This is a genomic window from Salegentibacter sp. BDJ18, assembly GCF_017579965.1.
In the GTDB taxonomy this organism is placed as follows: domain Bacteria; phylum Bacteroidota; class Bacteroidia; order Flavobacteriales; family Flavobacteriaceae; genus Salegentibacter.
Genome location: NZ_JAFLQX010000002.1, coordinates 63,423 through 88,451, shown reverse-complemented (window position 1 = coordinate 88,451; position 25,029 = coordinate 63,423). Strand labels below are relative to the sequence as shown.

21 protein-coding genes and 2 CRISPR repeat arrays are annotated in these 25,029 nt (G+C 35.8%); of the genes, 5 read left to right on the top strand and 16 right to left on the bottom strand.

The features are described 5' to 3' along the window. Window positions 1-10: 10 nt before the first annotated feature. Window positions 11-1,141, bottom strand: coding sequence for an IS21 family transposase (istA, locus tag J0871_RS01080; protein WP_208222834.1), 1,131 nt, complete (start codon window positions 1,139-1,141; stop codon window positions 11-13). 83 nt (window positions 1,142-1,224) lie between these two features. Continuing rightward, window positions 1,225-1,446: a helix-turn-helix domain-containing protein gene (locus J0871_RS17245; RefSeq protein ID WP_243870367.1), complete on the bottom strand. Its 222-nt coding sequence runs from the start codon at window positions 1,444-1,446 to the stop codon at window positions 1,225-1,227. Between the two features lie 194 nt (window positions 1,447-1,640). Here J0871_RS17245 and J0871_RS01070 point away from each other — a divergent pair, with 194 nt between their 5' ends. Beyond that, window positions 1,641-1,964 carry a hypothetical protein gene (locus J0871_RS01070; protein WP_208222833.1) on the top strand — a complete coding sequence of 108 codons (324 nt, stop codon included), beginning with the start codon at window positions 1,641-1,643 and terminating at the stop codon, window positions 1,962-1,964. A gap of 88 nt (window positions 1,965-2,052) precedes the next feature. After that, window positions 2,053-3,160: a CRISPR direct-repeat array (repeat unit 46 nt; unit sequence GTTGTGAATTGCTTTCAGAATTGTATTTTTAATTAGGATTCACAGG). A 30-nt stretch (window positions 3,161-3,190) separates the two neighbouring features. Further along, a CRISPR array of direct repeats spans window positions 3,191-4,904; the repeat unit is 46 nt; unit sequence GTTGTGAATTGCTTTCAGAATTGTATTTTTAATTAGGATTCACAGG. Between the two features lie 108 nt (window positions 4,905-5,012). Here J0871_RS01070 and cas2 read toward each other — a convergent pair. The 12 genes from cas2 to J0871_RS01010 all read right to left on the bottom strand — a co-directional run bounded on the left by cas2 (window position 5,013) and on the right by J0871_RS01010 (window position 19,574). Next, complete coding sequence (gene cas2, locus J0871_RS01065; RefSeq protein ID WP_208222832.1) at window positions 5,013-5,357, bottom strand: CRISPR-associated endonuclease Cas2; 345 nt, start codon at window positions 5,355-5,357, stop codon at window positions 5,013-5,015. Between the two features lie 43 nt (window positions 5,358-5,400). After that, window positions 5,401-6,297, bottom strand: a complete 897-nt coding sequence (gene cas1 / locus J0871_RS01060; RefSeq protein ID WP_208222831.1) for a type II CRISPR-associated endonuclease Cas1 — start codon at window positions 6,295-6,297, stop codon at window positions 5,401-5,403. A 9-nt stretch (window positions 6,298-6,306) separates the two neighbouring features. Beyond that, entirely contained in the window at window positions 6,307-10,467 is a 4,161-nt protein-coding gene (cas9, locus tag J0871_RS01055) for a type II CRISPR RNA-guided endonuclease Cas9 (protein ID WP_208222830.1), read from the bottom strand. A gap of 260 nt (window positions 10,468-10,727) precedes the next feature. Beyond that, window positions 10,728-11,990: a HipA domain-containing protein gene (locus J0871_RS01050; RefSeq protein WP_208222829.1), complete on the bottom strand. Its 1,263-nt coding sequence runs from the start codon at window positions 11,988-11,990 to the stop codon at window positions 10,728-10,730. A gap of 5 nt (window positions 11,991-11,995) precedes the next feature. Next, complete coding sequence (locus J0871_RS01045) at window positions 11,996-12,256, bottom strand: helix-turn-helix transcriptional regulator (protein WP_208222828.1); 261 nt, start codon at window positions 12,254-12,256, stop codon at window positions 11,996-11,998. Window positions 12,257-12,506: 250 nt separating this feature from the next. After that, window positions 12,507-12,860, bottom strand: a complete 354-nt coding sequence (locus J0871_RS01040) for a BfmA/BtgA family mobilization protein (protein ID WP_208222827.1) — start codon at window positions 12,858-12,860, stop codon at window positions 12,507-12,509. A 525-nt stretch (window positions 12,861-13,385) separates the two neighbouring features. Beyond that, window positions 13,386-13,895 carry an ATP-binding protein gene (locus J0871_RS01035; protein ID WP_208222826.1) on the bottom strand — a complete coding sequence of 170 codons (510 nt, stop codon included), beginning with the start codon at window positions 13,893-13,895 and terminating at the stop codon, window positions 13,386-13,388. 148 nt (window positions 13,896-14,043) lie between these two features. Further along, window positions 14,044-14,850: a hypothetical protein gene (locus J0871_RS01030; RefSeq protein WP_208222825.1), complete on the bottom strand. Its 807-nt coding sequence runs from the start codon at window positions 14,848-14,850 to the stop codon at window positions 14,044-14,046. A 37-nt stretch (window positions 14,851-14,887) separates the two neighbouring features. Then, a complete protein-coding gene (locus J0871_RS01025) occupies window positions 14,888-15,175 on the bottom strand; it encodes a helix-turn-helix domain-containing protein (RefSeq protein ID WP_037319485.1) in 288 nt (95 codons plus the stop codon). Between the two features lie 103 nt (window positions 15,176-15,278). Beyond that, window positions 15,279-16,142, bottom strand: coding sequence for an RteC domain-containing protein (locus tag J0871_RS01020; RefSeq protein WP_208222824.1), 864 nt, complete (start codon window positions 16,140-16,142; stop codon window positions 15,279-15,281). A gap of 45 nt (window positions 16,143-16,187) precedes the next feature. Then, the gene (locus J0871_RS01015) at window positions 16,188-17,528 is read right to left on the bottom strand and encodes a phage integrase SAM-like domain-containing protein (protein ID WP_208222823.1); all 1,341 of its coding nucleotides are present in this window, start codon (window positions 17,526-17,528) and stop codon (window positions 16,188-16,190) included. Between the two features lie 279 nt (window positions 17,529-17,807). Next, window positions 17,808-19,574, bottom strand: a complete 1,767-nt coding sequence (locus J0871_RS01010; RefSeq protein ID WP_208222822.1) for a mechanosensitive ion channel family protein — start codon at window positions 19,572-19,574, stop codon at window positions 17,808-17,810. A gap of 155 nt (window positions 19,575-19,729) precedes the next feature. On the opposite strand from J0871_RS01010, the gene J0871_RS01005 reads away from it, so the two are divergent. Then, on the top strand, window positions 19,730-20,491 hold the full coding sequence (locus tag J0871_RS01005; RefSeq protein ID WP_075324858.1) for a sterol desaturase family protein: 762 nt from the start codon (window positions 19,730-19,732) through the stop codon (window positions 20,489-20,491). A gap of 188 nt (window positions 20,492-20,679) precedes the next feature. After that, on the top strand, window positions 20,680-23,133 hold the full coding sequence (locus tag J0871_RS01000; RefSeq protein WP_208222821.1) for a zinc-dependent metalloprotease: 2,454 nt from the start codon (window positions 20,680-20,682) through the stop codon (window positions 23,131-23,133). Between the two features lie 105 nt (window positions 23,134-23,238). Here the strand turns inward: J0871_RS01000 and J0871_RS00995 are convergent, their stop codons facing one another. Next, window positions 23,239-23,637 (bottom strand): hypothetical protein, encoded by a 399-nt coding sequence (locus J0871_RS00995; protein ID WP_208222820.1) that lies wholly within the window; start codon window positions 23,635-23,637, stop codon window positions 23,239-23,241. A 186-nt stretch (window positions 23,638-23,823) separates the two neighbouring features. On the opposite strand from J0871_RS00995, the gene J0871_RS00990 reads away from it, so the two are divergent. Further along, window positions 23,824-24,006, top strand: coding sequence for a hypothetical protein (locus J0871_RS00990; protein WP_208222819.1), 183 nt, complete (start codon window positions 23,824-23,826; stop codon window positions 24,004-24,006). Window positions 24,007-24,014: 8 nt separating this feature from the next. Then, complete coding sequence (locus tag J0871_RS00985; protein ID WP_208222818.1) at window positions 24,015-24,281, top strand: hypothetical protein; 267 nt, start codon at window positions 24,015-24,017, stop codon at window positions 24,279-24,281. Between the two features lie 24 nt (window positions 24,282-24,305). Here the strand turns inward: J0871_RS00985 and J0871_RS00980 are convergent, their stop codons facing one another. After that, on the bottom strand, window positions 24,306-24,983 hold the full coding sequence (locus J0871_RS00980; RefSeq protein ID WP_208222817.1) for a M15 family metallopeptidase: 678 nt from the start codon (window positions 24,981-24,983) through the stop codon (window positions 24,306-24,308). Between the last annotated feature and the right edge of the window lie 46 nt (window positions 24,984-25,029).

Sequence of the window (25,029 nt, the reverse complement as noted above, 5' to 3'; positions counted from 1 at the left end):
TGGTTTCTTTCTATTTGTAGTAATGGCCTCCCCGGATGTTCTTGTGATCGGGCAAGACTATTTCCTCTTCGAGGTTTTCATCGAGATTATCCCAGCCTTTTTTAAGGATGCGATCAATAATGTTGTAATTATATGCCCCGTAATCAGAAGCTCTTTTACAAGCATTATCCAGGCGCAGGTTTCCTACCTTCTTTGCTAGGTGTAGTATACCTAAACAGGCCGTCTTTCCGGTGAGTTTTTGCCTGGTATTATTCAGGGCTGCTATTTTAGTATGCAGCCAGGCTGTGGCCTCTTCCACATCCGTGAAGTGGCATTTCACCGCGAAGCTCTTACGTCGGATATATTCCACGCTGCGTTCCACATGACCCTTTTCATTACCGCGATAGCTATTACAAAAACGATGGCTAAAATGATAGTGCCCACGCAGTTCTAACAAGGCGCGAGTAGGTTCTTTCTCGTGAGGTCCTATGAATTTGGATACCGCTACCCGCATATTATCATAGACCATTTCCTTATAAACCCCTTGCAGGTGTTCGAAAAAAATTACGTGGGATTCCATAAAGGCCAGGGTATCCTGACGCTGATAAATTTCAGCAAAACGATAGTTACTGTAAGCGGCTGTAAAAACAGCCAGGTGGAAGCGAGTTAGCTTCCCGTCTATATAAAGCTTGATTTCTCCCCAATCAAACTCACAGACCGCTCCTGGAATATACTCCTGGCGTATATAGGCTTCTTTGGGCGCTGTCTTTCCTTGTTTTTCTTTAATGTAATTGCAGACGGTAGTGTAGCCAATATCAATACCTTGCTCCTGTAATAGACTATGAATATCACATTTTTTAAGCAATTGCTTTCGAAGTCCTTGCAGCCTTTTCTCTTCATTGGCTGCCAGCAGCTCATCGATAGCCTGCTGTACTTCTACAGTAAGTTTTAATTTTTTACGCTTCTCTCGATGGTAGATCGGCGGATTTGACAAATACTCAGTAATGGCCTCTTGAGGGGGCGACCCTGACTGTAATCGAGCTTCAAATTCAGTAATATACTTTCTTACGGTTTTTCTACTGATTCCAAGCTCTTTGCTTATCAATCGTTGGCTTTTGCCTTCACGATGACTCTTTAATATTATTTCCTGTTTTGTATACATGCTTATCATTTTCCGAACGTCTCTGGTTGGACGTTCAAGTTGGTAATAAGTGGTATACTTTTAAATTGAAATGTGGGATAGTATTATATTAATATATACACGCTCTTTGGCTTTTGATCTGACTTAAAAAGCTTGTGTAACTCTTCTAGGGTCATGGCAGAGACCTCGTAGCTTGTAAACTGGTAACGCTGAAAAAAAGCGATGTATTTAGTAATGGTGTTGCGTGATAAACCCAACCTTGAACTTATCTGGCGTTTACTGACGCCCTGGCTGTACAACCTAAAAATCTGTTTTACTTTTCGCATATCTATTTGTTTGTTGGCCATCGTCTTTTTTTACAAAAAAAAGACATTTGGTTCCATACAAATAGAATCGATTTTTTAGTGGCTCACTTTCATCCGGCTAAAGTGGTTCAGTTTGACCCGGCCAAGGTGGTTCACTTTAATCCGGCCAGGGTGGTATACTATGACCGTTTTTTGCACCTAAAGGAAAAAAAGTAATGAAACTGGCTTTCCTTGATTTTTTGCAATTCGGATTAAAATATGTTTTTCCACAAAAACCGGGACCGGTAGTACGGGGTATTCCAACTTCTCACTCAGCTGCTCCTTTAAGGGACCAAATAAAAAGTAGTGAAAATTATGTTTGGCCATCTGGTAAAGGAATGTTGAGAGGACAAAGTATAATACCTATATATTCTTCAGCTCCGGAAGCTGCTTTAAAAGATAATGTTCTATATGAACTATTGGCACTGGTAGATGCGCTTCGAGTAGGAAAAGCCCGAGAGCGAGAAAGAGCTATATTTGAGCTTAAAAGACGGATATAATGGAAAATAGAACTATAAATATCGCTATGATTCTGTATTTTTAATTAGGATTCACAGGTTTGAAAATAAAAGCGTGCCTTATGCTTCGGTTGTGAATTGCTTTCAGAATTGTATTTTTAATTAGGATTCACAGGGTCTCCTACAATAAAAGAACCTGCTGGTAGTTGTGAATTGCTTTCAGAATTGTATTTTTAATTAGGATTCACAGGTAGGCCCAACGATATGCTTGCATCGGTAATGTTGTGAATTGCTTTCAGAATTGTATTTTTAATTAGGATTCACAGGCCAATGAGTTTTTTAACCAGTTTTTGACGGGTTGTGAATTGCTTTCAGAATTGTATTTTTAATTAGGATTCACAGGGATAGAACAGGAAACCTAAGAGCGTCGATAGTTGTGAATTGCTTTCAGAATTGTATTTTTAATTAGGATTCACAGGCGTGCCATCCTGGGCCATAAGTGTCGCCTTGTTGTGAATTGCTTTCAGAATTGTATTTTTAATTAGGATTCACAGGCTTAATTCATTTATACAATATAAAAAATTTGTTGTGAATTGCTTTCAGAATTGTATTTTTAATTAGGATTCAGAGGGGTGAATCAATATTCAAATCCGTTGCCGGTGTTGTGAATTGCTTTCAGAATTGTATTTTTAATTAGGATTCACAGGAGGCAATAGTGATATTGCCGGAGTTGTGCTGTTGTGAATTGCTTTCAGAATTGTATTTTTAATTAGGATTCACAGGTACCTACCCTCATTAAAGCCTACACTTGAAGTTGTGAATTGCTTTCAGAATTGTATTTTTAATTAGGATTCACAGGATCCTTTAGTTACAGATTACGGAACTTATCGTTGTGAATTGCTTTCAGAATTGTATTTTTAATTAGGATTCACAGGTGGGGAAATTTAAGAAACTTAAATGCCAGGGTTGTGAATTGCTTTCAGAATTGTATTTTTAATTAGGATTCACAGGGGTTTTGTCTTATGAATTCTACCTGCTCAAGTTGTGAATTGCTTTCAGAATTGTATTTTTAATTAGGATTCACAGGTCCTGGTATTACTACAATTCAACCGGCTATGTTGTGAATTGCTTTCAGAATTGTATTTTTAATTAGGATTCACAGGAGGGATTATGTGGGCGTTCCAATTGTAATGTTGTGAATTGCTTTCAGAATTGTATTTTTAATTAGGATTCACAGGAAAAGAATACGATATAACCGCAAGTCCTGAGTTGTGAATTGCTTTCAGAATTGTATTTTTAATTAGGATTCACAGGTTATAACAATTTTGGAACAAATCTAAGTACGTTGTGAATTGCTTTCAGAATTGTATTTTTAATTAGGATTCACAGGTTAAAAGAAGGCGGTGAAAACTTAGAAATAGTTGTGAATTGCTTTCAGAATTGTATTTTTAATTAGGATTCACAGGTTGCAAAGCTTTATATCTATCTCTTTCAAAGTTGTGAATTGCTTTCAGAATTGTATTTTTAATTAGGATTCACAGGTAGATGCTTCTTGTTTGTTTGAAGCTGTTAGTTGTGAATTGCTTTCAGAATTGTATTTTTAATTAGGATTCACAGGATTACCATTACAAAAAGCATCATAACAATGTTGTGAATTGCTTTCAGAATTGTATTTTTAATTAGGATTCACAGGCTACTTCATTTTTAATATTAATCTCTGTAGTTGTGAATTGCTTTCAGAATTGTATTTTTAATTAGGATTCACAGGATTTTCGAAATGTCTACCGAGTGAAAATAGTTGTGAATTGCTTTCAGAATTGTATTTTTAATTAGGATTCACAGGTATTACCATTACAAAAAGCATCATAACAATGTTGTGAATTGCTTTCAGAATTGTATTTTTAATTAGGATTCACAGGCAGGGCGACCGAAATAATAGCGCCGTCGACGTTGTGAATTGCTTTCAGAATTGTATTTTTAATTAGGATTCACAGGTTAGGTACTCGTATTCCGTTAAGCCAAGCGGTTGTGAATTGCTTTCAGAATTGTATTTTTAATTAGGATTCACAGGTCTATTTCCATTATTTCAGCAACCGTTTTAGTTGTGAATTGCTTTCAGAATTGTATTTTTAATTAGGATTCACAGGCATATTCTAAAGTTTATCTAAATCGTTAGGGTTGTGAATTGCTTTCAGAATTGTATTTTTAATTAGGATTCACAGGCAAATGCTCGTGATTTAACCAGGCTTTCATGTTGTGAATTGCTTTCAGAATTGTATTTTTAATTAGGATTCACAGGAAGGCAACTGATTCTACCACGGTAAGCCTTGTTGTGAATTGCTTTCAGAATTGTATTTTTAATTAGGATTCACAGGTTTAATTTTGGTTTCACTTTAACTTCGTAGTTGTGAATTGCTTTCAGAATTGTATTTTTAATTAGGATTCACAGGATCAAAACTAAGAGTACCAAGGTAGTTGTAGTTGTGAATTGCTTTCAGAATTGTATTTTTAATTAGGATTCACAGGTTCTTGATTCAAGACGCTGACCTTGTTCAAGTTGTGAATTGCTTTCAGAATTGTATTTTTAATTAGGATTCACAGGTTGAAGAACTGGGTTGAATCTGACCTAACTGTTGTGAATTGCTTTCAGAATTGTATTTTTAATTAGGATTCACAGGCTACAAAGAGGCAAACCGAAACGGCATGGAGTTGTGAATTGCTTTCAGAATTGTATTTTTAATTAGGATTCACAGGTTTTAGCCCTGCGTGTTGCCTGAAATAGTAGTTGTGAATTGCTTTCAGAATTGTATTTTTAATTAGGATTCACAGGACGAAGGTGCAGGCGGTGGTTTTCCAACACGTTGTGAATTGCTTTCAGAATTGTATTTTTAATTAGGATTCACAGGCGTGAATTAGATTAGGATTCTTTTCTTCTGGTTGTGAATTGCTTTCAGAATTGTATTTTTAATTAGGATTCACAGGATACCCGCTATAAAAGGCTGGTATCCTGTTTTTTAAGGTGGCTCTTAGAATTAAAAAACTACAAGCTTTTGAGGTGTTTTAACTGCATTCAATAGTAGATTTGTAATCCTAAAAAAGTTCAAGTTGTTGGGTAGGAGCCTCAGGGGCGGTTTCCTTTCTTCCGTGAAAAAGTTCAATCATACCAAATTGTTTATCGGTTATTTGCATGATGCATACTTTTCCTTTTTTGGGGAGGTTTCTCTTGGTTCGTTTGGTGTGTACATCTGCATTTTCTCGGCTGGCGCAAAACCTGGTATAAATAGAAAACTGGAACATTCCAAATCCATCATCAAGGAGGTCTTTTCTAAAACGGGCCGCTGCTTTTCGTTCTACTCTGGTTTCCGTTGGAAGGTCAAAAAATACTAATACCCACATGCTTCGATACTGATTTAAACGTGAAAATTTTTCATCCATATAGTTACTATTGAATTTTCAACTTTTTCGAACCCGGATATTATTACTGGTAAACTGGATAAAGAATCCTTCGGCTTAGATTGGCAAAACACTCGTAAAGTGAATTAGTCGTCCTACTAAGAGCTACCATTAATGGGCTCCATTTACCATCAATAAAAACATCTAAAGCAGGAATTTTTAGAAGTTGGGATTTCAAGTCTGTAGTCAATTCGTCAATATTCTTTTCCGCAACCACCATTTCATACACCAGGTCATCTACATAAATACGATAAGGTTCCATAATGTCATCGGCCAGGGCAAACGCATTGTATTTATTATGATGAAAGATTCCCACACCTGGCAGTAAGCCGGAACTAATTAGCGCTCTTGCAGTAATTGCTCGTAGAATCGCATAGCCGTAGTTAAGAAGGTTATTGGGAGGATCCCCGTGCCTATTTCTGGTAAATCCTTTTATGTCAAAAAGGTTCTGCCAGTAATGAGCGGCTGCAACGGCTTCGTGATTTTCAGTATCGCCGCTTTTCACCTCTCCCGCCCAACGCGCCAGTTTTTTATGGTTTTTATTCCTGCGAAAAAGGTGCTGCGCCTGGTTGCTGATTTTAGCACTAATGGTTTGCTGCCATAAATTTTTCTTTAATGGCAAACTAGCACTGAGTTGCGCCGAAAAACGTTCGGTTTGTTCCGTATGCCCAACAAGGGGTTGCAAAATAGAGCAGGGTAGGTGCTGTTTATCGCAATTTATTACCGCTGCTTTATTTTGAATGAGTTTAGTGATTAGTCCGTTGGTCAACGTGATCTGCGGATTTTCCAGAACTAACATTCCAATATCTTCAATGGGAACGGTTTTATCTTCTTTTCCTTCTTCAGGAAAAGAGACTACTAGCTGTTCGTTTTTAGTACTTAAGTAGGCTGGATTGCTAAAAAAGAGGCTTCGTTTGATCATTTTGTGTTGTTAATATTCACCTACCTGAGCTATATCTCCAAGATGGTTTAATCTTACCTTTATTATACCATCAAGAGGATTAGCACTTCTAATATGAATCCAAGTAAGGTCTCTAGTCTCATTTTTATCTAAAATTTGTGTTTCTAGATGATGTCGAAACATATAATTTTTAGTTGCAATTTTCTGTACTCTAAAAAGATTTTTACTGATTATACTTTTATTAGCCGAATTCAGTAAATCTATTTCTTGAGGATTAAACTCTTCTGACGGAAAGATGAACATTTCATTTTGTTTCATGGTAAATATAAACTTCCATCCATTCTCGTGTTGTTTTTTTATTATTGGCTGCCCTAAGTTTTTGCGAATAACTGCTTCGTAAAAGGAAACAACTTCCTCTTGTAAATTTCCTTTTTCATCTATATAAATTGCAACGTGATGGTTGTTTCCTGTACTAACAAAATCAGTAGGAATAGAATTGCCGTTTTCATCTTTTAATTCATTTCCGTAATGATCCTTGGCATTATGTAAAGACTCTGCAGTATTTATGCCTGAAATTGTAACCCGTTTTAATGCAATTTTTTTTTCCTCGTTTAACCAGATAGGATTTTCATCCAAATCTGAAAAAGCTTCTTTTGGTTTTCCTTGAAATTGTTCTAATCGATCCTGTAGTATTCTTTGGACTCCCTTGTCTATAACTTTATCAATTTTTAGATCGGGAGTAATATCTTTTCGAATAGTATACTGGTTTTCCAGTTGAACCGTTTTTACTTTTTCTGGTAATACTGCGCCATTTTCATTTAATCTTATTGGGTTTTTTGCTAAACTATTTTTACCTGTAAACGCTTTTTTAGGGTTATTGTCATTATCTTCAATGCGTTTTTGTAAAGCATCACGATATTTCTGTTGGGCTACCGTTGCAATTTTGTCTTGATTAAAATTACCGCCTACTTTTTCGAGTTTAGTGGTATATTTTTTAGAACTACCATAAATGGTTTCTTTGTGAAGTTGCCCTCTGGGGGTGAGTTCGATTTTTGTTTCAAAGTTTCCTTTCCCTTCAATCTTAATTTTGTTTTTATTTTTGGTAACAACTTTGTTTTTGGCCTTGTGGGAAACTAGAATCGATTCTAAATGTTTTTTTGCTTCTTCGCGAATATTTTCAAAGGGTTTTACAAACTTTCTGCCTCCTTCTTTATCGCGAAAAGTGTATTTTTCTTTTATTCCATAAAACGAACCTTTTTTGACACTTTGAGCATTCATATTATTTAAGTACTGAATAAAGGCCGGACGGGTAAAAGCTACGGTTATCGCATCCATAGCATGATGGCGATGATCGTTTCGTTTAGTCCATTCACTAATACGCGTCAATTCTTTCCCGTGGCGGTTTTCAATGGTGTAGGTAAGTCCTAGAGATTTGTACTTTTCAAAATTTAATTCTTTTAAAACATCAATCAATCCCCAATCTTCCCTTAGTTTAGAGGTTATAGTGCCGGAAGATAATGAAACACTCTTTGTGATTTCCAGAAGTAATTGTGCTGCCTTTAGGGCAATATAAGCTGAGTTTCCTAAATCACGATTTAAAAAACCATCAGGAATTTCTGCCTTGGTCATTAATAACTTTTTGCGGTTCATATATTTTATATCCCCTGCGGCATAAATTTCTTCTACTCTTTTTTTGAAGCTATCTAACCAACCTTTGCGTTCACAGTAATCATAAGCTGTTTCATTTCCTTTTTCCAAATTTACATCGCGTAATTCGAGGGTTTTATTCGAATAAGAATCATCAAATAATAAAGCTTGAGGGATAATATGTTCCACATCAAATTTATTGGTAAAGAGTTCTTCTGGTTTGATATACGTTCCTGAATAAAGTGTTTTAAATCCCGTAGCTTTTAACTCTTTATACAGTCTGTATTTAATTAAATCTTTACGACTTACATAGGGCAAGCCAAATTCTTTTTTAAGCAAAGCCCTTATTGCTTCATAATCTTTAGTGACTTTTGCTATTTGTTTGGTCATTTCACTACGTTGCTGAGCAGTTTTTTTCAACTCTCGTGCAAGTTCAATTCGAATTTCATCGGGTCTGCCCAGATCGGGATCTTTCACTATGGCATTAACCACATTAATCATCTGGTTTAAAATCTTTTCAACTACTGGATTTCGCAGACTATTTTTTTTGAGAATTTCAAGCTCTGGTTTTAATTTTCTGTTTTCATTATCAGCCTTGGTAATAGAACAGGAATGGTTATATCCCGCTTTTAAGCAGGCTTCATCATACAAGGCTCCTTCCCTCAAATATGGAAGAATTTTTCTCATTGACCGGGCGCTAAGACTTCCATAGTCTTTTTGAAAAGTAATCCCTATTAAGAATTGTGCATGCATATTCTTAAATCCAAATTTTTCTACAAGCTTATTTAGCAAAGCAGCCGTTCCAGTTGGTGAATTATCATCCTCATATGAATAGAGTAAATGCCAAAGTTCATAAGATGGCTGTTTGGCAAATGCATTGCCTGAAAGAGTAGTGTCAAAGTCCAGAATATTCGAACGAATTCCAATCGCTTCAAAACATTCTTTAATATTCAGAATCATTTTTGCAGGAGACAGGTTCTTGTAATCCAAAGGATAACCTTCAATTTCTAATATTTTTTTATAGACATTTAGCATTGCTGAATTAGTTCGGTTGCCTTCCAGCTGCTTAAAATTTAGTTTCCAATCTTTGGCGGTGTTTTCTGAATCTTTAAAGAGCCATTTTAAAAAATGATTATCGATCATTTTTTCATTCCAGTTTAGCTCTTCGAAAAGTAGGTTTTTGGTCTCTTCTTCCAATTCATAAACCTCCAATTCATTATTTTTTTTGGTAATACGAATGGCATTTATATTTTGCCAGATTTTAAATTCCTGAAAAACGGGAGAAGATTTTGGCGCAGCACGTGGACCTACAAGCTTTCTCTTAAATTCACCATCAATTTCTATTTCCCGCTCAACACCTTCAAATTCGCAAATATTAATTAAACCTTTTTGTGATTTTAGGCGTCGTTGGTAGAAAATAGTAATATCCCGAAGTTCCACACGAACGTTATCTGTTAATTCTGGGTAATGTTTTGCCTGTTCTGTCCAAATGGTATCAAACTCATCAATATAGTCCTGACGATAAAAAACTTGATTTTTAAGGGAAGTATTCGGATTTTCTTCAAGTTGATTATAAAGGTATTGTCCAACAGTTAAATTATTAAAATAAAGCTCTTTACTTCTGTCACCAATGGCACCTAAGTATCCGCTAGACTGATTAATCTGGTTATTGATTTCTGTTAAAATAAATGCAATTTCAGAAATATCAATCTTTTCAGAAAGAGCTTTATTTCTCCATTCGTAATGCTGTAATTTTTTATCTGTTCCTTTATTTTCAGCTCTTGTAATTCCAAGAGTCTTTTCAAAATAATCTGAGGTTGCTTTTTTATTTTTACCTTTTAATCCTTCTAAATGATCAGTCGTTAAAACTTCGGGATAATATACTTTTTGAAAATTCCAAATAGCTTCAAGCTCTTCCTGTAAGTCAGATCGATAATAGTCGGGCAACACTCTCTTATCTTCCTTTAATAATTGATAGGAGTATTGGCCGGGAGTCATATTTTTATGGTAGAGTGTTTTAGCGACTCCCATACCATCTATTAATTGACCTTCTTCTTCGTTATTTGCCTTTCGACTGCTTTTATAACCTCTTTTTTTGTTTATCATTAATAATACCCGGGAAAATTCTTCTTTAGATATTTTCTCGTTTATTGCTTTTGCACGCAGTTTATAAGTAGAGAAAGTGGAATTGCTATCCGTTTCTGTTAAAGATGTTTCTTTTGTTATAAAACCAATTTGTTCCAATATTTCAACAACGGCTTTACGGCGCATTTTATAACGGTGGAGGTTTCTGCGCATTCCTCTTTTCTTCGTTCTTCCTGCATTGGGAGATAAACCTTTTCCTGCAGCAAACTCTTCTATTGGATTACGGGAGTCGGAAATTTTGCCTGTATTTTTATCTACTATTTTTAAGTTATCGCCTAATGGAACTATTCGAACTCCAGTTTTAATAATTGAAGAATTTTCTTTCTCACTTTCGGCTTCATCTATAATTGCCCAACCAATTGATGCTATTCCCAAATCCAAGCCTAATATTCGTTTCATATATTATGATTTTCGGTAAGTTAATTAATACAAGTTTTATCCCTTTACGGAAATCCACATTGTACAATTCAAATATTTGTTTTATACTTGTTAGACAATTTTGAAGCAATTCACAATAAGGATTATTCCGTTGTGAAAACATTTAAAGCGGCCTTAACGGGTCGCTTTCACTTTTTGGAATAGTAGGGTAAGTCAATTATATTAACATAATTACTAAAAATAATTATGATTTCCTATAAAAAATAAGGGAAAGCCCGTAGTTAAATAAATGTTTTGAAGTCTTTGGAGATTTTTTCTACAACGTAAGCAGGAATATTTATTTCTTCTGCTATTTGCGGCCAGTTAGAAATCTGTTCCTGGACTTTCTCAATAATTCCTTTCGGGTTTTTCACGGAAAATTCTTCTGCTAATCCAAGTAAATCCTTTTGCTGAATGTTATCACGTTTATTATTAATAGACAGTGCACGACTCACTTTATGATAATTAAAATCGACGTTTAATGGGTAGGTAAGGTCATAAGCAGGAGCAAGGTTCCATTTGTCAGAATTCTTATCATATATAAAAGAATGATTTTTAAGGTGATCATCAATATTGGCAAAGACCAGATTAAAAACCATTCGCTTGTAAAGCTCCTGAATCTCATTGTAGGGTACTTTTAAGTCCAGAGCTAATTTGAAAAGATTTTCATAAGATGAGTTCTCTGGTTTTTGAAAATCCCATCCGGTCAGTCCGCTTGCGGTTAAAACGTGTTGTTTTGTTCCATTTTGCCTATCATATCTCAGCGTGGTGAAATGTTTATCGTTAATGAGTTTAGAAGGCATCATTGTTATTCCTACAGCGCTAGCCATCTTGTAGTAAGCATATTCTATTACTTCTTTATTATAACCATCCTCATTTAAAGAAAGCTTAACCAGGTAATGTTTGTAATCTTTAGAGGAAACAATATCTCCCGGAATAATCTCTCCTGTTTCAATGTTTTCGGAAATTAAAAGTTTAGGCCTGGCACCACCGGCAGAGGTTCCCATTTTAAAAATATTTAATAAAGCGAGATTATCAAAATTCTTTTCTGAGGTTTGCTCTTTTTGATCTATAACCTGTTTTAGCACACTAACAATTTCTTCAAGGTCAATTGCTGAAGTTTTGGGAATATTCTGGGCCGGTTCATATTCTAGAGCCCCCATACCGCGATTAGCAACATAGGTTAGTTGTTCAAGGGGTGTAAGTTTGGTTTTATCTTTATTATTAGCTTCAAACCATTCCTTAAAAATAATATTCCCGAACATATCTGGAAGAGAATCAGCTATGGCTGGGGGGAGTCCCTTGAAAGTATTTCCTTCAAATTCAGAGAATACCTGTACAGGTTTTATTCGTTTAATGATATACGGGAAAATGTTTTGTAATTGATTTGTTTCTAAAAATTTCGGATTATACTGAAAGAAACTTTTACGTTTATCTAAATCGTAACCTAACTTTCCAACCTCCTTATTAAATAGCTTTACATTTAGGATAGTATTTTTAGCCATAATGGTTAATATAAGGAGTGATTAGTATTTTGATCATTATAGGCTTTTACACCATTATAAAACTTCTCCAAATCATCGAAATGGTGCGCAATTTTTAAAACAGTATCGATGGTTGAATTTTTTCCGCTTTCAAATTTCTGAATGGTATACCGGGATATTCCCAATTGTTCTGCCAATTGTTGCTGGCTTAATTCAAAACGATCCCTTTGAACTTTGCACCATTTGCCCAATTCTTCTTTGGTTTGTTTTATAGTAATTAATTCCATCCTAATGTATGTTATATTAAACAAATATAACCAAAAATGCTATTATGTGTATTATAGTAAACTTAATAATTAGGTTTATTCTATTCTTTGCCCCACATCTACCATAACTAACCTTGCGCCGGATCCTATGCTGTTTTTATAGTGTACGGGAAGTTAAGCGTTAAGTAAAAACAGCATAGGGCGCATAGTATTGTGGTTCTTTCATTGGATCTATTTAACAGCATTAGCCACCAACTAAGAATCATTGTTCTTATTTATAAAAATCAGGATGTGTATCGTCTTCCTCGTAATCCCTTTTCCGATTCTCGTAATTATTTTTGGGATCTGCAGCTTCTATTAGGGATTGTAAAATGGCTAAAGTTGGGTTTATTTTATTCTTTTCCATATCCTTCAAAAGGGCGATTACTGCATTTATTCTTTTTTTAATAAGTTGTTCAAGGCTCACTTTTGAAGGAACTAAGGTCTCAAAAGGAGAGAGATTATTTTTCTCAAAAAAGTCGAGAATCAAGTCTAAAGTTTCGGACTGGTTACTATTATTCTTTTTGGAAAACTCCCGAAATCTTTTTGCTGTACTTGCTTTTACTTGAAGCCTTGATTTTGTCATAATGGATACTATTTCAATACTTACTGGCTACAGCCATCTCGATTTTAAAGAGCCTACCAGAGGGGTGTATCCACCGGGGTGGATATTTTCACGTCTTTTTAATTTGTAAACAACTGAATAACAGGAATTTGAAAAACATAACCTTGCGCTAGCAGGTTACCCTCTTGCTATTCAAATTCCTTTCGCTACGCTACTAGAATTTAAACAGCTTTTATGAGTTGTCTTAATTTTCAAAATCAAACTTTTATTGAACACTATAAGCCACTTAAAAAATCCCTGTATCATTAAAATGATTTACTTTAGTTGAAAATTTTAAGTTCAAAAGATGTATAGGAGGTAAGTCAAAAAAGTTAATAGCTGTAATCTTATTTCCCTGATTCATTTTCTAGTTCTGAGCTTCTAAAATCAGGCTATCAAACTCTTTTTTGGCTTACTTCCGAATCCTCTTTTTGGACGAACCTTTTTTTCCTAAGCTGTAGCTTTTGCGAAGGCGTGGAAAATGTGGTGAGGACTTTTTAGTACTAATCATTCTCGCCAGCTTTTCCCTTCCCATTTGATGATATTAAACATTTCCGGCAGACGGTCTCCAATATGATGTCCATACCGGGCCGATATAGCTGATGGATTTTCATTGGTAGTCACAAAAGTTTTTAATCTTCGCCGGTGTCTTTCATAAAGTAATTTTCCGATGATCTCTTCCCTGTTATAGGCTTTATCTTCCTTACCCACATCATCCAGGTAAAGTTTTCCGCGGTAATAATCTTCCAGTTTAAAATTGCTGTTTTTATTCTGTTGCGATTCGTAATACCGGGTCAGTAAATGAACTGTCGAAATCTGGGGGAACCAAAGTTGTGTACTTCGGGTTTGCTTCAGAATTATTCTACCAATGTTATGAATGGCATCAAATAGCGTGGATTTTCCTACGCCGTAACCTCCATACACCAACAATCCTTTGTCAAGTCCTGGTTTATTTTTTATGATATCAAACTCATTAAAATTAGGCTGTTGTAGGAAATACTGGAAAATACTGAACACTACGAGTTGGTTTTCTTGTGTTATTTGGAATTCGGGATACTGAGTGCGAAATAAACTCCAAAACACTTGTTTGCTAACCAGAGTTCGTTTAAAGTCAGGTTGCCTATTTTTTACAATTGACTTGGATATTATATCTGGAAACTGGGTGCTAGTCATAACTCTGAATTTTATGCTGAACCTGTAAGTCCATTGTTTTAAGTCTCATCGGCTTATTTCCTTGAGCAATTAACTGCCCAATTTTCTCCCTGAGTTTTTGGGTGCTTAGGATTATTCCTTTCCAGAATTCTTCAGAACCATTTAGCAACTCATAAGCAACCTGAAGTTGTTCTTCTGAAACACCATCTTTTTCTAGCATCAACCGAATTGGTGTCAAACAATCCTCGAATCCCGCCTGGTCTACATTTTTTGTTGGTGCACCTTTATTTTTTAAATTTTTTAAAAAGAGTTGCTGAAATTTAAATGCCCAGTTGAAATAGCCCAGATAGTTTTCTGGAATTTCAGATTTATCCACTTTTAGAAATTCTTTTTTATTTAAAGTTTTAATGTTTTGTAGTTTAAGGTTTAATTGTTTATTTATACTCGCAATGCTTCGGACTTGCTTTGAGCATTGCTCAGACACTGCTGTGTGCAATGCTGTGTTTAATGCTTCGGGTGGTGCTTTGGTGTTTTTTACCAAAGCAATGACATTAGCAGTATACTGGTTCTTACTTTTCTGTATCCATTGAATAAAATTCCAATCCACGAGATCTTCAAGGGCGCGGATATAAGTTTTATAATTCTTAATTCCCAAAGCTTCCATTGCCAGGTCGGTTGGAAAACTAAAGTTTTCTTTCCAACCTAACCTATTGCAGCGTTCAATGGCAAAAAAATAAATAGCGGTATGGACCGGTTTAACCTTGTTAGGATGATTAAAACTAAAATCAAACCACGCCCTTGAAAATTCATATCCGTTCATAGGAATAAAATTTATAAGTGGATTGAGAAAATCGGTTCTAATGGATCGGGCTTAAATCTATAAGTGCCTGTTCAATTTCGCTTCGCTTATAATACACACGTCGTCCCAATCCATATGGTTTCAGTTTGCCCCGTTTGGTCCAGTGGTGTACAGTTGAAAGGTCAATTTTAAGCATTTTAGAAACTTCAGTTCTTGTGAGGTATTCTTCCGGTTCCTTTGGGCGAAATTCTTTTTTAAGGATTTCAATTTCTTTCTTCACTCCAAGTAGAATAACGTTTACTAATTCTTCAGGAGTAGTCTGGTGAAGTTGGATAACTTTTTTCATTACATTGTGTTTTTTTGGTTTACAATGCAAATCAATAAAATCTCATGGCATACCATTGGCATACTATGTCGTTAGTACGTCATAACTTTAACTTTTTCTTAAGTTAAGATCGGTTTATCCATTGTTTCAAATGGAATTCCAGCTCGTGAATTAAGGGTGTTAAGTCTGTGGAACGTTTTCTTATAGATTGAAGTTTTTCACGCTTGTCAAAAGGTAAATCTAATAGTTGCTGAAAAAAATCAAATACTTCTTTTTCGGATCCGCCATTAATTTTTTTAGCCTGGATAAGTGCTTTAATTAACTCGGCCAGTTCGAGAGGAGTACCCAGCCATTTAATACGATTTTCCTCGCGGATTTCTTTCAATTCTCGGTCTTGTAGAATACTATTTACTTTAGAATATTTATCAAGGCTGATTATAGATTTTTTCAAATCTAAAGTGTCCTGTTGGGAATATTGTGGTAGCGGATTATGGAAGGTGAAAAATTCGGTGATAATATTATCCTTCTCTGGAAGATGAAATTCCTCCAGTTTTTTATGAAAAGCTTGAATAAAATCATATTCAGCAAGTAGATGGGTTTGACTTTGTATGGGTAAGCTCGGTAAATTTTTATCGACAGCTAAGACTCCTGTTATTTGCTGAACAACAGCTTCAAATAATAGGAAGTGGTATTTTTCTTTTGTTTGTAATGGTACTCCTTTATAGAAAAGAGGTCTTTTATAAGTAGTATTAAAATAGGCCTTGACCTGGTAGGGTAGAACTTTATAATTATTGATGAAAATTAGAATATCGTAATACAGATCCCTCATAAAGATTTCCATATCAACCTTAAAATATCTTCCGTGGGCTTTCTTAAAATAAAAATCATAAAATGCGGAATTGATATCGATTTCCAGAAATTCCTTTAAGGAGCATAACTTTAAAATTGGTAGCTGTAACTGATTATATTCAATATTTTTCGGCTTCATATTTTTAGATTGATATGATCCACATTAATTTCCATTTAATTAAAATCAACTTTTAGCCGCCAGTTTTTCGTATAAATCTGCTATTTGCTGGGCACTATCCATAGCAGATTTTCCTATATATCCTAAGAACATTTTTTCCGTACTATGTGCGGTGATTCTCATTAATAATGGTGTGGGAATTATACCGTATTGGTTAGTTGCAAAAGTCCTTCGACATACGTGAGAAGTAATCAATTCGTGTTTGGGAAAAGTGCCGGTTATTTTCCTTTTAGTGCCTTTCTTTTTATACCTGCCTTTTTCATCTTTTTCAAGTATTTCACCATTTTCATCAAGCATAACTATTTTAGCTCCTTCTGTAAGTGAATTTATTCCAACCGTTTTACATAGAATTTTTAAATCGTTATTAAAATTTTGAAGGGCTAATGGATAGGGTAGTCCTTCTTTTAAAATTTCTTTGGTAGTAGGAAGCACAGGTATAGTAACATTTTTGCCTGTCTTCTGTTGTTTCAGTTCAATTAGGTCCAAGCTGTTTCTTGTAATAAAATTATCTTTCGATAGGCGGAGGAGATCACCTCCCCTTTGACCAATATTGCAACCCAATAAAAGCCATTTTCTAACATTCTTAAGGCTATCAGATTCTAATTCTGCCTTTTCAATTCTATGAAGTTCATCCGGAGTTAAATAAATGATGTAGTCATTTTTTGTTTTCCCTCCTTTAACCTTCTTAAGTTGATGACTAACTTCTAAACCATTTATTTCAGCATCTGCACAGACTGACTTGAGATCATCAATTTTTTTTCTGGCATAACCTTCAGAATAATTTTGTGAACTGAGCAGCCAATCCAAAAATTTTCTACCAAATTTGATATTTACATCTTTCACTCGATACTTTTTACTCCCTTGGTACTTTTTGAAAACGTTCAAAAGGTTCTTATAGGATTTAACCCTACTTAAAGAGATTCCCAGGCCTCCTCTAGCGTTTTCTCGGGTATGAGCGTTGTCTATTAATTCTTGAATACAATCTGTTATTAAATCACTTTTAATTTCATCATCTTCGTGTTCATCTTCCTCTGGATTGTAAAAATTAATAAGAATTTCTTTAAGCCAACTTTTCTGTTCAGGTTTGGGTTTTTGCTTCTTATACTTAGAAAGAACAAAGTCTTCTAATTCGGACAGTTTTGAATTAACTTCGGCTATTTTTCTTTTGTCAACTGCATCTAAACCCCGCCTTTTATGCCTTGTAGTTTTCCAATATTCTTGTGAAACCTCCAACTCTGTTTTAGCTTCAAATTGAAACTTTTTGTGATTTTTATCCTTATCTTGTAGGCGCACTGTAAGTGGAGCATATTGCCTCTTGGAACGGTAAAGAAAATATATTGTAGCCATAAGGATAAATTGAATAAATATAAAGATAAGACATATTCATTTTTGTTGTACGCAAAATGTACGCACAAGGAAGAATATAAAAGAGTTTAACGCAATCCATATCTAATTATCCAGGGACAACATATTGCCGGAAGCTGTTGATTTTACTAAGCTTATACTGGTTTTTATAGATATCGGAAACGAACATAAAATTTTAAGGTAACACTACCGTCCCGAGTACTTAAAGCCTTGTTAATCATCTGATTTTCAAGGCTTTTTTGTTTTTGAATGCTCAGTTTTCTAAATAGATGTACTCGAACCTTCAGGTGGGTAACTGGATTTGTTTTTTAATGCGTCAATTTGTTCGCGGGTAAATTGGGGAAGTGGCATTTCTCTTTCTTTCTTCAGGTTATCAACTACGGCTTCTGCTTCAGCAGTTTTTTCTTTAGAAAGTCCCTGGTCTTTTCCGAAGTAAATAGTTTGCGATGGGAAAGCAAAATCGGTACCACTACGGTCTACAACATCCATCATTCTTAGCATGAGATCTTCACGAATTTCCAGGAATCCATTATAATCTTTAGCTTCCAAATAGGCAAAAATTTCAATATCCAGTGAATGGGCTCCAAAACCAATAAACCTAATTCTAGCCGGCTCTTCATAGACCTTAGGGTGCGCATAAAGCACTTTTCTTAATTCGGTAAGTAAATAGCGTAGCTGATCTGGCGATGTTTCGTATCTAAAATTTAAAACACTTATAAATCTAAACCTGTCCCTGTGGGCATAATTCTCAATCGTGTCAGATGAAAATGCTCCATTGGGAATGGTAACTACGGTGCGGTCTAAAGTTCTAATTCTGGTAGACCGAATACCAATTTTTTCAATTGTTCCCGTGATTTGCCCCACCCGGCAAAAATCGCCAACACGAATGGGCCTGTCGGCAATTAGGGTCACACTTCCCACAAAATTTTCTATCGTTTTTTGAGCTCCCAGGGCAAGAGCAATACCACCAATTCCCAGGGCGGCCAAACCGGTAGTTACATCAATGCCAATTGCGCCTAAACTAAATATTATACCAAAAATAACAATAGCAATCTTAGCCGCCCGCTGCAGAAATAATACTATTGAAACTCCTGCCGGATTTCCGCGTAATAACATTTTTTCCTGACTAAATTTTCCTATAAAATCTGATAGTCGCCAGAGGAGAATAAGAACAGCTACAATACCAACTATAATAGTGATAGCACTAAATTTTTGGCGTAAAATAATAGATAGTTCCAGGTTTCTTGAAAACGCAACAAAAATCCAAACGGCTACATATAATTTTAAGGGAAGTTTTACCGCGGTAATTATTCCTGAAATGGGCTCTTCTCTAATCCTTTTCCAAAGTTTTTTTAATAGAAAAATTATTGAAGAAATAATCAAAAAAGAAATGAGATAACTTAACCCAATAAGTAACAAGGCTACAATCCATTGTCCGGCAGGTACACCACCCCAAAGATATTTATTAAGAAACCCCGGAATTATTTGGTCTACAAAAGCCGAATTTTGAAGGCTAACCGAACTTATGGCTTCGACTGTTTCAGCTGAAAAAAGCCAGATTCCATTTCCGGTTTCATCATCGTGCCGTTTTAGAAAAATCTCAATCAATTCATCGTCAGGGCTTACACTTCCTACTTTCTCCAGTCTTGGTTCAAAATCATCATCGGTTTTCCCCTTGGAATCATCGCTTATTAGATAATAGGGGAGCATACTTCCCTTTTGGTCAAATAGGCGTTGCAAAACCAGGACCACCCGTTCTTTCTCTTCTTCAGAAGTAATATTTCCCGGGAAATTGAGGTATCTCGAGGCGCGATTATAATTTTGCCCGGCCACAGCATTTATAAACCCAGTTACCGTACCACGTGGGGTTCTTCTGCCTAAAATATCTTCAGGAATTTCCTGGGCATCAGCTTCATTATTTTGACTATTCCCTAACGGAAACTGGGCGTTAGCAGGTATACTGCTAATGAATAGGAAAGCGATTAAGAATATGAATTTTACATAAAAAGGCTTGAATTCTCTCTTCATAACTGGGAAATTGGCTAAGTTAAACCGAAGATACTAAATTGTAAAGATTATAAGGTTTTACAAACCTTACGGGTAATTAAATTCTTTAAAGTTTAAGAATATTTTCTGAAAAGTTGATTTCCAAATAACGCTCTTATTCGCTACATTCGGTTAATATGGTTTTCTTCGAAATTAATAACCCGGGGCTTTTCTTTATTTGTGTGCTTATCTTTTTTGCCGCGGTTTTTCTAAGATATTTAATTTCTGCGGGAATATTCTACTGGTATTATTATAGACTGAAAAGTGAAAAATTCAGCAATAAAAGGTTAAGTAAACGTGGTTTTAGAAAAGGGCAGTTAAAAAAGGAAATTTACTGGAGCATGTGGTCATCGGTGATTTTTGGCTTTTTTGGCGCGCTTACCTATTTTCTTTGGCAAAAAGGCTTTACTGCAATTTATTTGGAGCTAGATAAATTTGGATTATGGTATTTACCGGCCAGTTTTATTTTACTTTCTCTGCTTCACGAAACTTATTATTATTGGGTGCATCGCTGGATGCACAAGCCAAAAGTTTTTAGGAATATTCATAAAGTGCATCACGATAGTTTAGTGCCCAGCCCATGGACGGCTTTTTCCTTTCATCCGTGGGAATCGCTGCTAGAAGCTATAGTAGTTCCGGTAATTCTACTCTTTCTGCCCGTTCATCCCATTGTGATTGGTGTTTATTTGATTTTTATGACGCTTAGCAGCGTGATAAATCATTTGGATATTGAAATTTATCCTAAAGCTTTTATGAATAGCCGCTTCGGAAAAATGTTTATTGGTGCCACGCACCATCATTTTCATCACGCCGAGTTTAAAACTAATTTCGGACTTTATTTCACTTTCTGGGACAGATGGATGAATACCGAAAGCAACTCAAAAATTTCTTCGGAATAAGGTGCTAAGAACTTTTCCCCGTCATCCTGAACTTGTTTCGGGATCTAAGTTATGGGTATTTTAGTCCTGTTAGAATTTGAAACATGTTCAGTTCAACGGTTGATTTATTTATAAATAACAATTCTTCCTTTCCTATATTTCAAACATTTTCTCAGGTTTCCTTATCTTGAAGCCAAAATAAAAAATTCATGATAAGAAAATTACCTATTCTGGGGTTGGCCGCAATACTTGCAGCTGGCTGCGGAAGTGAGAAATCTGTTTTTAGTAGTAAAGAGAAGTCGGCTGAAAACACTTCAAAAAAATCTACAAGCAGACTCAAATCCTACGATGAAGTCATCACTTCAGAAGCTGAATCTGATGAAGGACTTTTTACAACACATTTTGTAGATGATAAACTTTACTTTGAAATTCCGGTAGATTTACTGGATAAAGATATGCTTTTGGTAAGCCGTATCGCCGGTGTGCCAGATGGTTATGGCGGCGGTTATGTGAATGCCGGTTCTAAAGTAAATGAACAGGTGGTGCGCTGGACGAAACGAAAAGGAAATATTGATGTAAAGGTGATTAGTTTTGAAAATATGAGCGATGAAGAATCGCCTATTTACAAATCGGTGCAGGCCAATAATTATTTTCCAATTCTCTTTAGTTCAGAAATTGAAACTTATAACGCAGATTCTACAAGTGTGGTAATTGAGGTGGGTGATTTGTTTGAAAACGAGGTGCAGGCCATCAACGGACTTTCTTCTTCTCTTCGGAAACGTTATAAAGTAAAGAAACTGGACCAGAGCAGATCTTATATCGAGTCTGCAAATTCCTATCCAAAGAACGTAGAGGTAAAACACGTAATGACGTACGAGGCTGAAGAGCCGCCCACACGCGACCAGGCCGGGACTATTTCTATGATGATGAACCAATCTATGATCTTGTTGCCAGACGATAAGATGCAGCCAAGAATTGCAGATCCTCGTGTAGGTTGGTTTACCATAGATAAATATGATTATAATTCGGAAGAATTGAAAGCCGATGATTATGAATTGATTCGCAGGTGGCAATTAGTGCCTAAAGATATTGAAGCTTACAAACGTGGTGAGCTGGTAGAGCCTGAAGAGCCTATAGTTTATTATTTAGATCCTGCCACGCCTGAAAAATGGCGCCCATATTTTAAGCAGGGAATCGAGGACTGGAATGTAGCTTTTGAAGAAGCAGGATTTAAAAACGCGATAATTGCTAAAGATCCGCCAACCAAAGAAGAAGATCCGGAATTTAGCCCTGAAGATGTGCGTTACTCGGTGGTTCGTTACGTAGCCAGTACTACCAGGAATGCGGTGGGGCCTTCGGTAACCGATCCGCGGACAGGTGAGATTATCGAGAGTGATATTATTTGGTACCATAATCATTTGCGTTCTTACCGAAACAGGTATATGATTGAAGCCGGAGCCCAAACCGAAGATGCCAGGACTTTAAATACCCCGGAATCTGAAATTGGAGAAATGATGCGTATGGTAATTGCGCACGAAGTTGGCCACGCACTTGGTTTGCCACACAATATGAAAGCAAGTTCAGCTTACCCAACAGATTCTTTAAGGTCGGCAGAATTTACCCAGAAATATGGTTTAACGCCCTCAATTATGGATTATGCACGGGTGAATTACGTTGCGCAACCGGAAGACGAAGGAGTAAGATATATTCGAATGATGGGGCCTTACGATTTGTATGCCATTAATTGGGGTTACCGATATTTGCCTGAAGCCGAGTCTGCCGAAGCAGAGAAAGAAAAATTAGATGAATGGATTTTGGAAAAAGCTGGAAATCCATGGTATGAATTTGGAAATGGTTATGGTGGGGTAGATCCACAATCGCAGCGAGAAAGTTTGGGAGATGACCAGGTGAAAGCCAGTGAATACGGATTGGCGAATCTTAAAAGAGTAGTGCCAAACTTAATCGAATGGACTTCCAAAGACGGTTATGGTTATGATGATCTTGAAGAAGTGTACAGAGAGTTAACTTATATGTGGCGCGGTTATACTTCTCACGTGGTCGCCAATGTTGGCGGGGTTTACGAAACTCGTAAAACCTCTAATCAGGATGGCGTGGTTTATGAAAATGTTCCGAAGGAAAAGCAGGAAGAAGCTGTGAACTTTTTAGTTAAAGAGGCTTTCACAACACCAGATTGGTTGCTTAACCAGGAAATTTTAAACCGAATTGAAGCTTCGGGAGCTATAGAACGAGTGCAGAATTTGCAGACTCGTACCTTAAGTAGTTTGCTGGATGAAGATCGTTTAAACAGAATGATCTCCAATGAAGAAGTAAATGGTGATAAAGCCTATTCCGCGGTGAATTTAATGAGCGATTTACGAAAAGGTATTTTCAGCGAACTTTATAATCGAAATAAGGTTGATGCTTACCGGAGAAACCTTCAGCGTTCTTATGTAGATATTGCTTCAGAATATCTTAAAAAATTAAATGCTGAAGATAACGAAGCTTTATTGAAATCTGATATTTTACCTCTTATGCGCGGTGAAATGCAAACATTAAAGCGTGAGATAAATCGTAGAAAATCTGGAGTGAATCATTCATTGACTCAATATCACTGGGAAGATTTAATCGCCAGGATAGATGCTGCCTTAGATGTAGAATCTTAATTTTTAGCAGCAAAATCCATAGAAACCCCGAAAAGCGTAAACGTTTTTCGGGGTTTTATTTTTTGCTCAATATTCTGTCCCGACGCTTCGGGATCATTTTAGAATCTAAGTTGTTGCTTTCTGTGATGAGTTTATAAATTTCTGAATTTGTTCCATTTCTTTAATCGAATGGGTTGGAATATGTCTTGCTTTGCCGTTTTTAAGTTTTAGGCTTAAGCGTTTTCTTCCGAAGAAATTTTTTAGAATAGGATGCTGAATTTCATCTAAAGGAATCACTTCTTTAGTGCTAAGATTAGTGAAATAATACAATGTAAAAAGCGACACGAGACCAATCGGAATCCAAAGCCAGGTGAGAAAATCCCAGTTGGCTACCGGAGTTTTAAAAACCCGGAGTAACATTTGAAATATATTTGTAAACATCACGAATTTTAGCATCCAATAGGTGATTTTGATATTATCATCAATTTTTAGCTGCCTGTTCTCCTCGTCTAATTTTATCTTCATTGATCCAACAAAAATTTTAGTGAAAATACTAAAATTTCATAATGAATTTTAATTTTATAGGATTACCAATTATTTTTCTTTGGTTAACCTCATAAATATTGCATTTTTCTTATTGCGAAGGAAGCTTTACAGCGTATCTTTATGGCGTTAAAGTTACCTATAAACTTTAGCTCCAAAAGCGAGCATATGCAGAAGCCCCCCAGGTATGAAATTTTACTAGCCGAAGACAATTCACTTATTTTAAAGTTAGAATTAAGAAGTTTAAAGAAATTAGTGAATTGCCCAATAAAAGGCTTCTGGCAGGGTGGCGAATTAATAGATCACCTAAAACAAACTGCAAACTCAGAGCATTTAAAACTTATTTTTTAGATCTAAATATGCCACGGGTAAATGGCTGGGATGTTTTGGATTTTCTTGAAGATTTTAAATATAAAAATTCTATTTATGTAGTTATACTAAGTGCTTCTATGTATGAACCAGACCAAAATCGAGCTTTAAAATACAGTAGGGTTATTGGTTACTATGATAAATTTTTAGATACTCAGGAGCTTTCCGAAATTTTAGACCAGGAGGTTTTAAGAAACACCTTTAATTTTGAATTTAAGGAAGAATTAGAAGAAGGTGAAAGACCTCATGCGATTTAACTTAAGACTTAATCACCTAAAAATCTATTGTACCGGAAAATCGAAATAAGTTTCAGGATATGGTTCATTTCTTAAGGTATAATGCCACCACTCTTCGGGATAGGGCCGAAAGCCATTTTTAATCATTATTCGCTTCAATAACGAACGGTTAGCTCTTTGTTCTTTAGTGATTTTATTTGTGTTGTGGTGAGAAATATCCCCGAAGAAATCATAACCACTTCCCATATCTAACTCCTCTCCGGTTTGGATATTAATAATAGTAAGATCTACAGTGCTGCCTCGGGAATGCCCCGATTTAGTAGCGATGTAACCTAGCTGAAACAGGTCTTTTTTGGCAACATTTGGATAAAATTTTTGTTTGGTAAGCGTGTCTGCAGGAATTCTAGCCCATTCAATAAAATGATTAACCGCTGTTTGCGGACGGTATGCATCAAAAATTTTGAAACAATAACCTTCTGCCATTAAATCTTTTTGAGCTTTTTGGAGTGCAGTTGCAGCCGCTTCGGTTAAAATGGCTACGGGCTTTTGGTAGGCGTTTACCGGTTTTCCGATAAAATTATTACTTCCGGCATATCGCATATCAAGCTTAATATCAGGTATTTTCTCTTTGAGGTAAATAAAGCCTTCCGGTAGCTTTTTATCCTGGGCCGTGACGAAATTAAAACTAATTAAAATTAATAAAAGGTAGGTTAAGCTTTTCATTTGTACTCAATTTTAAGCCAAGTTACTTAAAATATTATTCCCTGAT